General features: G+C 67.4%; 11 protein-coding genes. 6 read left to right on the forward strand and 5 right to left on the reverse strand.

Going from position 1 to position 12,108, the window contains the following annotated elements:
- The first annotated feature begins 14 nt into the window (after positions 1 to 14).
- The 5 genes from NS355_RS04410 to NS355_RS04430 all read left to right on the forward strand — a co-directional run bounded on the left by NS355_RS04410 (position 15) and on the right by NS355_RS04430 (position 5,657).
- Entirely contained in the window at positions 15 to 599 is a 585-nt protein-coding gene (locus NS355_RS04410) for an ABC-type transport auxiliary lipoprotein family protein (RefSeq protein WP_084787495.1), read from the forward strand.
- A gap of 268 nt (positions 600 to 867) precedes the next feature.
- Positions 868 to 2,343 (forward strand): efflux transporter outer membrane subunit, encoded by a 1,476-nt coding sequence (locus NS355_RS04415; protein WP_058744574.1) that lies wholly within the window; start codon positions 868 to 870, stop codon positions 2,341 to 2,343.
- A complete protein-coding gene (locus NS355_RS04420) occupies positions 2,343 to 3,731 on the forward strand; it encodes an efflux RND transporter periplasmic adaptor subunit (protein ID WP_058744575.1) in 1,389 nt (462 codons plus the stop codon). Before NS355_RS04415 ends, NS355_RS04420 begins: the two co-directional genes overlap by 1 nt.
- Positions 3,721 to 4,452 (forward strand): ABC transporter ATP-binding protein, encoded by a 732-nt coding sequence (locus NS355_RS04425; protein ID WP_058744590.1) that lies wholly within the window; start codon positions 3,721 to 3,723, stop codon positions 4,450 to 4,452. The genes NS355_RS04420 and NS355_RS04425 overlap by 11 nt, the downstream gene beginning before the upstream one ends.
- Positions 4,452 to 5,657 (forward strand): ABC transporter permease, encoded by a 1,206-nt coding sequence (locus tag NS355_RS04430; protein WP_058744576.1) that lies wholly within the window; start codon positions 4,452 to 4,454, stop codon positions 5,655 to 5,657. Before NS355_RS04425 ends, NS355_RS04430 begins: the two co-directional genes overlap by 1 nt.
- Here NS355_RS04430 and NS355_RS04435 read toward each other — a convergent pair.
- The 5 genes from NS355_RS04435 to NS355_RS04455 are packed head-to-tail and all read right to left on the reverse strand — an operon-like array spanning position 5,626 to position 10,920.
- Entirely contained in the window at positions 5,626 to 6,249 is a 624-nt protein-coding gene (locus NS355_RS04435; protein WP_058744577.1) for a nucleotidyltransferase family protein, read from the reverse strand. The genes NS355_RS04430 and NS355_RS04435 overlap by 32 nt on opposite strands.
- Positions 6,236 to 7,159 carry an XdhC family protein gene (locus NS355_RS04440; protein ID WP_058744578.1) on the reverse strand — a complete coding sequence of 308 codons (924 nt, stop codon included), beginning with the start codon at positions 7,157 to 7,159 and terminating at the stop codon, positions 6,236 to 6,238. The genes NS355_RS04435 and NS355_RS04440 overlap by 14 nt, the downstream gene beginning before the upstream one ends.
- A complete protein-coding gene (locus tag NS355_RS04445; RefSeq protein WP_058744579.1) occupies positions 7,159 to 9,399 on the reverse strand; it encodes a xanthine dehydrogenase family protein molybdopterin-binding subunit in 2,241 nt (746 codons plus the stop codon). Before NS355_RS04445 ends, NS355_RS04440 begins: the two co-directional genes overlap by 1 nt.
- A gap of 4 nt (positions 9,400 to 9,403) precedes the next feature.
- Positions 9,404 to 10,387 (reverse strand): FAD binding domain-containing protein, encoded by a 984-nt coding sequence (locus tag NS355_RS04450; RefSeq protein ID WP_058744580.1) that lies wholly within the window; start codon positions 10,385 to 10,387, stop codon positions 9,404 to 9,406.
- The gene (locus NS355_RS04455) at positions 10,384 to 10,920 is read right to left on the reverse strand and encodes a 2Fe-2S iron-sulfur cluster-binding protein (protein ID WP_084787497.1); all 537 of its coding nucleotides are present in this window, start codon (positions 10,918 to 10,920) and stop codon (positions 10,384 to 10,386) included. The genes NS355_RS04450 and NS355_RS04455 overlap by 4 nt, the downstream gene beginning before the upstream one ends.
- Positions 10,921 to 11,034: 114 nt before the next feature.
- On the opposite strand from NS355_RS04455, the gene NS355_RS04460 reads away from it, so the two are divergent.
- A complete protein-coding gene (locus NS355_RS04460; RefSeq protein ID WP_058744591.1) occupies positions 11,035 to 12,033 on the forward strand; it encodes a glycerophosphodiester phosphodiesterase in 999 nt (332 codons plus the stop codon).
- Positions 12,034 to 12,108 lie beyond the last annotated feature (75 nt).

Consider the following 12,108-nt stretch of genomic DNA (forward strand, 5'->3'; position numbering starts at 1 on the left):
CGATGAGGACCGTCATGAAGACTCCGCTGATCGTGATGCTCGCATCGCTTCCGCTCGCCGGCTGCATCAGCTTCGGTGCCAAGCCGCCGCCCTCGCTGCTGACGCTCCAGGCGCAGTCGGCGCCGAGCGTGGGGCAGACGCAGGATTCCGGGCCGGGCAAGTCGATCACCATCCAGGTGCCGTCCTCGCCGCAGGAACTGGCGACCGCGCGGGTGCCGGTGCAGGAGAATGCGACCAGCATCGCCTATGTGAAGGATGCGCAATGGGCCGAGCCGCCGACGCGGCTGTTCGCTCGGCTGATGGCCGACACGCTGACCGCGCGGGCGGGGCGCATCGTCCTGTCGCCGCGCGACTCGATCGGCGATCCGGGCGACCGCCTGGGCGGCGAGCTGCGCCAGTTCGGCATGGACGCCACCCGGCGCGACGCGGCGGTGGTGTTCGACGCCACGTTGCAACGCGACGGCCAGACGAATATTGAGAAGCGCCGCTTCGAGGCGCGGGTGCCGGTCGGCAAGATCGATAATGAGAGCGTCGGCCCGGCGTTGAACCAGGCGGCGAACCAGGTGGCGCAGCAGGTGTCCGACTGGGTGGGTCGGTAAGAGCTGATCCTCCCCGCTAGCGGGGAGGGGGACCATGCGTAGCATGGTGGAGGGGATCGCCGCGAGGGATGACCTTTGTGGAAGCCCCCCTCCGTCAGGGCTTGCGCCCTGCCACCTCCCCGTGTCGGTGAGGATTTTTTGGATCGAAGCGGAACTTTCACCCCGCGAAAACGTGTCGCGTCAGATGACGGAAATCTGCCGCATCCGTCACAATTTGCGACATAAACACACTGGACGGGGCCGTAACGGCACGGCACGTTCCTGCCCCATGAAGCCTCGCATCCGCGTCCTTCTTCTCGTCACCGCCGCTTTGTCCGGCTGTACGGTCGGCCCCGATTACCGCCCCGCCGCTCCGCAGGCGCTGGGGGTGCCCGACACATGGTCGGTGCCCGCCGCCAATGCGCAGGCGCAGGACCTGACCCGGTGGTGGCGGTCGTTCGACGATCCGCTGCTTGCCGAACTGGTCGAGCAGGCGGTGGTCGCCAACACCGATGTGGTCCAGGCGATCGCCCGGTTGCGCCAGGCGCGCGAAAGCCTGATCCAGAGCCGCGCCTCGCTGTTGCCCAACGTTTCCGGCTCGACCGGCTATCAGCGCAACGAGAATCTGCGCGGCGGCGGGCGCAGCTTCACCCTGCCCGACGGCACGGTGGTCGATACCGGCGGGGGCGGCAGCAACAGCTTCACCGTGGGCCTGTCGGCCAGCTATCAGGTCGGTCTGTTCGGCGAGGTCCGCCGCACGGTGGAGGCGAGCCGCGCGACCTATGAGGGCGCAGGCTTCAGCTATGCCGCCACGCTGCTGACCGTCGAGAGCGAACTGGCGCGCAACTACATGCTGGCGCGGGCCTATCAGGCGCAGCTGGCCAATGCACGGGCCAGCCTAGGCTTGCAGGACGACAATCTGGAGATCGCCGGTTTCCGGGTGCAGGCAGGCCTTGTTTCCTCGCTCGATGCCGAACAGGCGCGGGGCCAGCGGGCCCAGACCGCGGCGACCATCCCCTCGATCGAGCAGCAATATAACGCCGCCGTGTCGCGGCTGGGCGTGCTGACCGGCCAGGCGCCCGGCGCGGTCAAGGCGCGGCTCGCGGCGGTCAGGCCGATCCCGACCGGCCCCGCCGTCATCGGCACCGGCATTCCCGCCGATATCCTGCGCCGCCGCCCCGATGTCCGCGCGGCCGAGCGCAATCTGGCCGCGGCCACCGCCCGGATCGGCGTGGCGCAGGCGGCGCTTTATCCGGCGCTCGCCATTTCCGGGAACATCAACACGGCGGCGACCAGCATCGGTTCGCTGGGCGACGCGATCACCGGCAGCCTGTTTGCGGGCCTGACCCAGGCGATCTTCAACGGCGGTCGGCTGCGCAGCCAAGTGCGTAATGCCCAGGCGCTCGCCGATCAGAGCTATGCCGCCTATCAGGGCACCGTCCTGCTGGCGCTGGAGGATGTTGAGAACGCCATCGTCGCGCTCAATACCGCCCGCGCGCGCGCGCGGGAATTCGCCATCCAGCTCGACGCGGCGCGCAACTCGGCGATCCTGGCGCGCAGCCAGTATCGCTCGGGCCTCACCGATTTCACCACCCTGTCGCAACAGGAGGCGGCGTTCCTGAACGCGCAGAACGGGCTGGTTCAGGCCCGGTCCGACGCCGCGACCGCGCAGGTCGCGCTGTTCGCCGCGCTGGGCGGCGGATGGGACGACACGACCACCCCCGAAGCGCCGCCGCGCCTCGCCACAACCCCGGACAACCGCTGATGGCCGACCAGACTCTCGACGATTTCCTGGGCGTGAAGCCGCAGCCGCGATGGCGCAAATGGGTGCAGTGGGGCGTGGTGATCGTCGGCGTCGTGCTGCTCGCGCTGTTGCTGAAAAGCTGTTTCGGCGGATCGAAGGAGGCGGGCTTCGCGACCGCGCCGGTCACGCGCGGCGACCTGACCGTGACCGTCTCGGCGACCGGCAAGCTGGCCCCGACCAATCAGGTAACGGTCGGCTCGCAGCTGTCGGGCCTGGTGACCAAGGTCGTGGTCGATGTGAACGACCGGGTGAAGGCGGGCGAGGCGCTGGCGCTGATCGATCCCGAACAGATCGACGACCAGATTCGTGCGGCGCAGGCGACGCTGGCCGCCAATGTCGCACAGGTGGCGCAGGCGCGCGCGACCGTGTCGGAATCGCAGGCGCAGCTGGCGCGGCTGGAACAGGTCTACAAGCTCTCGAACGGTCGCGTGCCCTCGGCCACCGAACTTCAGGCGGGGCGTGCCGATGCCCAGCGTGCGGTCGCCGCGCTGCGCGTCGCGGAGGCCAATGTCACCGCCGCCCGCGCCCAGCTGGCCCAGTCGCAGACCCAGCGCCAGCGTGCGATCATCCGCTCGCCCGTGTCCGGCGTGGTGCTGGCACGTCAGGTCGATCCGGGCCAGACCGTCGCGGCGTCGTTCAACACGCCGACCCTGTTCGTCATCGCCGAAGACCTGACCAAGATGAAGCTGGAGGTCGCGATCGACGAAGCGGACGTCGGTGAGGTGAAGGTCGGGCAGAAGGCCAATTTCACCGTCGACGCCTTTCCGGGCCGCACCTTCCCCGCGACGATCACCCGCGTCGATCTGGGGTCGAACCTGACGGTCAGCGCGGCGACCTCGTCCGCTTCCTCGACCACCAGCGCCGCGTCGACCACGGGGCAGGTGGTCAGCTATGCCGCCGATCTGACGGTGGGCAATCCCGACCTGCAACTGCGCCCCGGCATGACCGCGACCGCCGATATCGTGACGTCGGACAAGAAGAACGTCATGCTGATCCCCAACGCCGCGCTGCGCTTCAAGCCCTCGGACGGCGCGCAGGCGGGCGGCGGCGGCATTGCGGGCTCGCTGACCTTCCGCCCGCGCCGGGACCGTGCCGCGCGCACCGCCACCGTTCAGCGCGGCGCGACTCAGACCGTCTATGTCCGTGGGCAGGACGGCAAGCCGCAGCCGATCCAGATCGTCACCGGCGACACCAACGGTTCGATGACCGAGGTGCTGTCGGGCGGTCTGAAGCCCGACATGCAGGTCATTACCGGCCAGCTGGCGGGTGGCGAGAGTGCCGCGCCGCGTGGCGGTGGCCAGCGGCGTCAGGGTGGCGGCCAGCAGGGCGGGGGCGGTGGTGGCCGCTGACGCCCCGCTCATCCAGCTTCGCGGCGTCACCAAGACCTATGGCACGGGCGCGACCCAGTTCCAGGCGCTGAAGGGCGTCGACCTGGACATTGCGGCGGGGGATTTTGTCGCCGTGATGGGGCCTTCGGGCTCGGGCAAGTCGACGACGATGAACATATTGGGCTGTCTCGACGTGCCGAGCGGCGGCAATTTCCTGTTCCGCGGTCATCATGTCGAGACGCTGGACCGCGACCAGCGCGCCATGCTGCGGCGGCGCTATCTGGGCTTCGTGTTCCAGGGCTTCAACCTGTTGTCGCGCACCACCGCGCTGGAGAATGTCGAGCTGCCGCTGCTTTATCGTGGCGAGGACAAAAGGACCCGGCGCGACCTGGGCATGGCGGCGCTGGAGAAGGTGGGCCTCGACAAATGGTGGGACCATACCCCCGCCGAACTGTCGGGCGGGCAGCAGCAGCGCGTGGCGATCGCCCGCGCCATCGTCACCAGCCCCGACGTCCTTCTCGCCGACGAGCCGACCGGCAATCTGGATTCCGAACGCTCGGTCGAGATCATGGAACTGCTGACCGGGCTCAACCGCGACAGCAACATCACCGTGCTGATGGTCACGCATGAGCCCGACATGGCGGCGTTCGCGCGCACCGTCATCCACTTCAAGGACGGGCTGGTCGATCGGATCGAGGCGCAGCACCGGCCGGGTGTCGTGCCGGAAATGGGCGTAAACTGATGTTCGGCACCACGCTCATCCTCGCCATCCGCTCGATCCGGCGGCATGTGCTGCGCTCGTTCCTGACGACGTTGGGCATCATCATCGGCGTCGGCGCGGTCGTGACCATGGTGACGCTGGGCAAGGCGACGACCGCCGCCGTGCAGCAGTCGATTTCGTCGCTGGGCACCAACATCCTGCAGGTCCGGCCCGGCCAGGGCTTCGGGCGCGGCGGCGGCGGCCCGCGTCCGCCCGACTTCAAGCCCGAGGATGTCGAGGCGATCGCCGACCAGATCGCCGGCGTCACGGCGGTGGCGCCGCAGGCCCAGACGACCGCGACCGCCATCTATGAGGGCGCGAACTGGTCGACGACCGTGACCGGCACGACGCTGGCCTATTTCACCGTCCAGCCCTGGCCGCTGGCCTCGGGACGCACCTGGACCCCGGCCGAGCAGGCGGCGGGCAAGGCGGTCTGCATCATCGGCAATACCGTGCGCCAGAACCTGTTCCGCAGCACCGATGCGGTCGGCAAGCGCTTCCGTATCGGCGCGATCAGCTGCGACGTCATCGGCGTGCTGACGACGCGCGGGCAGGGGGGCTTCGGCGATCAGGATGACGTAGTGCTGATGCCGATCAAGGCGGTCCAGCGCCGCTTTACCGGCAGCCGCGACATCCGCCTGATGCTGGTCGGGGTCGACCAGGCCTATTCCACCTCGGCCGTGCAATCGTCGCTGACCGATCTGCTCCGCGAACGGCGCAACATCACCGGCGGCAAGGACGACGACTTCAACATCTTCGACACCAAGCAGATCAGCGACACGCTGACCAGCACGACGACCATGCTGACCCGCATCGTCGCGGCGGTGGCGGCGATCAGCCTGGTGGTCGGCGGCATCGGCATCATGAACATCATGCTGGTGTCCGTCACCGAGCGGACGCGCGAGATCGGCATCCGCCTGGCCATCGGTGCGGTCGCGCGCGAGGTGCTGATGCAGTTCCTGGTCGAGGCGGTGGTGCTGTCCTGCCTGGGCGGGATCATCGGCCTGATCCTGGCGCAGGCGATCATTGCCGCGTTGGTGCCGCTGATGCAGGTGCCCTGGACCTTCGATCCCCAGATCAACATCATCGCCTTTGCGATTTCGGCGGTGATCGGGGTCGTGTTCGGTTACTTCCCGGCGCGACGGGCGGCGGCGCTCAATCCGATCGACGCGCTACGGCACGAGTGATCGTCCGCTCGGGGGCGTGAACCAGCTGACGTAGCTTTTCCAGATCCTCGGGCGTGTCGATGTCGATCAGCTCGGCGGGCGCGGTCACGACATGCCGCCCGCCCGCGACCAGCTTGCGGCCACCCTCGTCGCCCTCCAGCTTCAGAAGGTCCTCGAACCGATCCGCCCCGAAGACGCCTGGCGGCGTGGGGTGTTCGCCATTGCTCGACACCACGACCGAGTCCGGTCCGTCGAACGCATCGAACAGGCGATAGATATGCGCCGCCGTGACGCGCGGCATATCGGCCAGCGCAATCAGGATCGCCTGGGGCGACGCCGTCATCGCTTCGCGCACGCCCAGATGCAGCGAGTGCGACATGCCCTTGGCGATGTCGGCATTGTGGATGACGCGGTAGCCGCGTGACGCGAAGTCGAGCTGGCAGCCGTCCGTCACCACGATCCGGTCGGCAAAGGGGATGCTCTCCAACGCGGTGGTGACGTGAAAGCCGACCGGCTTGCCGAGAAACTCGGCCTCCAGCTTGTTCTCCATCCCGAAGCGGCTCGACTGTCCTGCCGCCAGCAGGACCAGGACCACATTCTCAGCGTCGATCATGAAAGGCTCCTATCATCGCCGCCGCGATCGACAGCGCGATCTCGGAGGGGCCGATCGCACCGATGTCGAGGCCGACAGGGCCATCGATCCGGTCGATCGCCTGGGGAGAAACGCCCTTCGCCGCCAGACGCTCCCGCCGCGCCGCATGGCTGCGCCGACTGCCCAGCGCGCCGACATAGGCGGTGTCGCCGGCGAGCGCGGCGATCAGCGCCGGATCGTCGATCTTGGTGTCGTGGCTCAGAGTCACCACGGCGGTCGCCGGGCCGGGGGCATAGGCCGCCACCGCCTCGTCGGGCCAGCGATCGTCGAGCGTCACGCCGGGAAAGCGCTCTGCGGTCAGGAAGCGGGCACGCGGGTCGATGACGACCGTCGCGATGCCCAAGGTCTGCGCCAGTTGCGCCAGGCTCTGTGCGATCTGCACCGCGCCGACGATCAGCAACCGGCGTGGCGGGTCGTATCGGTTGGCGAAGACTTCGCCGGTTTCGACCGGCCGCAGGTCCGAATGGCCGGTGGTCAGGTCGGTCGTGACGGTCAACGCCTGGCCCCGCTCGCGCGCTTCGGCGATGCGGTCGAAGAGTTCGGGATCGAAGCCGTCGGCCGACACCGGCTGCACCATCACCGCGATCTCGCCGCCGCAGGGTAAACCGACTTCCCAAGCCGAGGCGTCGGCCACGCCGTAACGCTTCAGCTGGAACGGCGCGCCCGCAATGACTTCGGCGGCGGTGTGGAGGATGTCGTTTTCGACACAGCCGCCCGATACCGACCCCTCGAACCGGCCATCGCCGTGAACCAGCATATGGCTGCCGCGCGGACGCGGTGCCGACCCCCAGGTCGACACCACCGTCGCGATCGCCATCGGCTCGCCCCGCCATTCCTTGGCGGCAGCGAGAACGCTGTCATGGTCGCTCATCAAAGCGCCGGGAGGTGATCGAGCAGCTTGTCAAGCGTCACCGGCATCTCGCGCACCCGCACGCCGGTGGCGTTGTAGATGGCGTTGACCACGGCCGGGGCCGCGCCGGAGATGCCCAGCTCGCCGATCCCCTTGGCATGGATTGGATTGGCGTGGATGTCGCGCTCGTCGAGGAAATGGACTTCCAGCTGGGGCACGTCGGCATTCACCGGCACATGATATTCGGCCAGATCGTGATTCACCAGCTTGCCGGTGCGCGGATCATGGATCAGCTCCTCGGTCAGCGCCGTTCCAATGCCGAAGGTCATGCCGCCCAGGCATTGCGAGCGCGCCGTCTTGGCGTTGAGCACGCGCCCCGCCGCGAACACGCCGAGCATCCGCCGCACGCGTACCTCGCCGGTGACGACGTTCACGCCGACCTCGGCGAAATGTGCGCCATAGCTGGCCTGATTGAACTGCTTCTCCTGTTGGCCGGGCTTGATCTCACCGATCGCGGACAGGCCGTCCTTGCCGACCAGCTCGGCGAGCGGCACCGAGCGATTGTCGCCGATCGCCATGCCGTCCTTCAGCGTCAGGTCTTCGGCCTTCACACCCATCGCCTTGGCCAGCTTCTCGCGCACGCGCTCGGCCGCGAGATACACTGCCGAACCAGCCGATGCCGCACCCCAGGACCCGCCCGAACCGGCGGCAGGGGGATCGTTCGTGTCGCCCAGCGACATCGTCACCTTCTCGATCGGCAGGCCCAGGATTTCGGCGGCGATCTGCGCCATGATCGTGTAGCTGCCCGTGCCGATATCGGTCATCGCCGAGGAGACGGTCGCGCTGCCATCGGGGTGGAGTTCGACCTTGGCAGCGGACTGCTGCAACTGGTTGGAGCGGCAGGCGGCGGCGACGCCCATGCCGATCAGCCAATCGCCCTCGCGACGCTGGCCCGGTGCCTGGCGCTGGTCCCAGCCGAAATGCTTCGCCCCTTCCTCCAGCGAGCGGGTCAGGTTGCGCGACGAATAGGGGACCTTCAACTCCGGGTCCTGCTGCGGATCGTTGACCTTGCGCAGCGCGATGGGGTCCATGCCGATCGCCTCGGCCAGTTCGTCCATGGCGCATTCCATGCCGACCATGCCGACCGCCTCGCCCGGCGCGCGCATCGATCCCGACAGCGTCCAGTTCAGCCGCACCACGTCATGATTGATCCGCCGGTTCTCACCGCCATAGAGGAAGTGGGTGCCGATCCCGACGGGTTCGAAGAAATCCTCGTCGGGCAGGTTGGAGGTGATGGACTCGTGGCCCAGCGCGACGATTCGGCCGCCCGCCTCAGCCCCGAGGCGCATCCGCTGTTCGGTGTTGGAACGGCGGACGGTGGCGTCGAAGACCTGCTGACGCAGCATCACCGCCTTGACCGGGCGGCCCAGCTGCTTGGCGGCGATGGCGGCGGCGACGCTCTCGGGCGCGATGCCGAGCTTCGAGCCGAAACCGCCGCCGATATAGCGCGAGATGATCCGCACCTTGGACTGCGCCACGCCCAGAGCCTTGGCCAGCTGCTGCGCGTCGGAGGTCGGCATCTGGTACGCGCCGTAGAGCGTCAGCGCGCCGTCGTCCCATACCGCGATCGAGGCATGGGGCTCCATCGCCGCCGAATTCTGGCTGGGGGTGGTATAGGTCACGTCGATCTTGACGGGCGCATTCTCGAACGCCTTGTCGAAATCGCCCTGATCGTAATGGCCCTTGATCAGGCCGTCCGGCGCAGGCTCGGCTTTGTCCTTGTTAGCCTCATAGTCGAACGCGGCGTCGTCGAGCGGTTCGTAATCGACCTTCAGCCGCTTGGCCGCGTCGCGCGCGACCTCGAAGCTTTCGGCGACGACGATCGCGATGATCTCGCCGAAATAGTCGATGGTGCGCACGCCTTGCGTCGGCGCGCTCGTCTCGCCGCCCTGCTGCGAGTTGCGGATGAAGGTATCGTAATCGGTGATGACGTCGATGACGCCCGGAATGGCCTTCACCGCATCGGCGTCGATCGATTTGATCTTGGCATGCCCCTGGGTCGCGCTGACCAGCACGCCGTGGGCGATATTCTCGATGGCGTATTCGGCCGCATAGGTGGCGGTGCCCGTCACCTTTTTCGGGCCGTCGACCCGGTCGAGCGGTTTGGAAATCACCCCCTGCACGCCCGTGTCGAGCAGGCTGTCGGGATGCGGCTGATTCATGGTCAGCGCGTTCGTGTCGTCCTTGCCGAATCCGAACATGGGATCAGCCCTCCTGCGTCAGTTCACGGAGCGTCGCCACCAAAGTGCGGCGCGTCAGCGGAATCTTGAAGTCGTTCGAGCCAAAGCCCCGGGCGTTTGCCAGCAGCGCATCGGCGGCCGCGTGGAAGGCGGCGTCGGTCGGCTCCTGTCCGACCAGCGCGGCCTCGACCGCCTCGTTCCGCCACGGCATCGGACCGAGCCCGCCAAAGGCGAGGTGCGCCGCGGTGATCCGGCCACCCTCGACCGCGACGATCCCAGCGACCGAGACCAGCGCAAAGGCATAAGACGCCCGGTCGCGGACCTTGCGATAGGTCTGGCGACCTTCCGGCGCGGCGGGCAGCTCGACATGGGTGATGAGTTCGCCCGGCTCGAGGACATTCTCGATCTCAGGCGTGGCTCCCGGCAGGCGATAGAAGTCGCCGATCGCGATCCGGCGGCGGTCGCCATCCGGCTTTTGCGTGACGATCACCGCCTCCAGCGCGCGCATGGCGACCGCCATGTCGCTGGGATGCGTCGCGATGCACTGGTCCGAGGTGCCGAGGATCGCCAGGATGCGGTTCTCACCGCCGATCGCCGAACAGCCGCTCCCCGGTTCGCGCTTGTTGCACGGGGTGGCAGGGTCGTAGAAATAATAGCAGCGTGTCCGCTGGAGCAGATTGCCGCCGGTCGAGGCCTTGTTGCGCAACTGCCCTGAGGCACCCGCGAGCAGCGCGCGCGACAGCACAGGATAGCGTTCGATCACGCGCGGGTCGGCGGCCAAGTCGCTATTGGGCACCAGCGCGCCGATGGTCAGGCCGCCATCCTCGCGTTCCTCGATTGCGGTCAGCGGCAGGCGGCTGATGTCGATCAGCGTCTCGGGCGTCTCGACCTGCAATTTCATCAGGTCGAGCAGGTTGGTGCCCCCGGCGATGAAGCGCGCGCCGGGCACCGCCCCGTCACGGGCAGCCGTCGCAACCGAGTCGGCGCGGGCATAGTCAAACAGCTTCATGCCGCGACCTCCTTACCCACATCCTCATTGGGATTGCGGTCGCCCAGACCCGCCACCTCGCGGATCGCATCCACGATATTGGGATAGGCGGCGCAGCGGCACAGATTGCCGCTCATCCGCTCGGAGATTTCCTCGACCGTCAGTTCGGCTGCGCCCAGGTCTTCGGTGACATGGCTGGGCCAGCCCTTCTTCACCTCGTCCATCATGCCGACCGCCGAGCAGATCTGGCCCGGCGTGCAATATCCGCACTGGAAACCGTCATGCCGCACGAAGGCGTCCTGAAGCGGGTGGAGGTTGCCCGGCTGGCCCAGCCCCTCGATCGTGGTGATCTCGTCATCCTGGTGCATGACCGCCAGCGTCAGGCAGCTGTTCACGCGGCGTCCGTTGACCAGCATCGTACACGCCCCGCACTGGCCATGGTCGCAACCCTTCTTGGACCCGGTCAGCCCAAGATGCTCGCGGCACAGATCGAGAAGGGACGTTCGGACATCGACTTCGATGTCATGCGATTGACCATTGATTGTGAAATGCACGGGCGCATCCCCTTTGGGATTAGGATTGGATGAAACAACGCCATGAATCTCTTGCGTTTCCCGTTGCGAACCACTCTCATTGCCGCCAGCGTCGTCATGGGGCAGGGTGAGGCCATGTCCGCCGACGCCCCCAAGCCGCTTTCCTCACCCATCGTCATCGCGCATCGCGGGGCGAGCGGGGAGCGTCCCGAACACACGCTGGCCGCCTATGATCTCGCAATCCGCGAGGGGGCGGACGTGATCGAACCCGATCTGGTTCCGACGAAGGACGGCCATCTCGTCGCGCGGCACGAGAACGAGATTTCGGGGACGACCGATGTCGCATCGCACTCGGAGTTCGCCGATCGCAAGACGACGAAGACGATCGACGGCCAGACCGAAACCGGCTGGTTCACCGAGGACTTCACGCTGGCCGAGTTGAAGACCCTGCGTGCCCGCGAACGCCTGCCACAGCTGCGCTCGACCGCCTATGATGGGCAGTTTTCTATTCCGACACTGGAAGAGATCATCGCGCTCGCCAAGGCCCGGTCGAAGGAGACGGGGCGGACCATTTCCATCTATCCCGAAACCAAGCACCCGACCTATTTCGCCGGAATCGGCAAGGGCACAGACGCCCCGCTGATCGCCGCGCTCGACAAGGCGGGCTGGAAGACGGCGGACGCGCCGGTCTTCATCCAGTCGTTCGAGGTGAACAACCTCAAGCATCTGAAGGCCATGACCGGCATCCGCCTGATCCAGCTTGTCGCGGACGAGGGCGGTCCGGCCGACAGCGCCGCGCCGAGCTATGCGGCGATGATGACGCCGGAAGGATTGAAGCAGGTCGCGACCTATGCCTGGGGCATCGGGCCCGACAAGGCGATGCTGTGGAACGGCGATGCACCGACGACGCTGGTCGCCGATGCCCATGCGGCGGGCCTGCGGGTCCATCCCTGGACCTATCGCGCCGAAAACCAGTTCGTCCGCCCCGCCTTCCGGCGCGGCACCGATCCCAAGGCGCATGGCGATGTCGCGGGCGAAATTCGCGCCGCGCTGGGCCAGGGCATCGACGGATTCTTCACCGATTTCCCGCAAATCGGGGTAGAAACGCGCAACGCTTTTTTGCGCGCCCGCTGAAAGACCCCGTCACCATGCGTAACCTAATCCTGAAACTCGCCGTCCTGACCCTGCCGCTGGCGACCGGAGGCTGCG

This window comes from Sphingomonas yabuuchiae, assembly GCF_001477495.1.
Taxonomy (GTDB): domain Bacteria; phylum Pseudomonadota; class Alphaproteobacteria; order Sphingomonadales; family Sphingomonadaceae; genus Sphingomonas; species Sphingomonas yabuuchiae_A.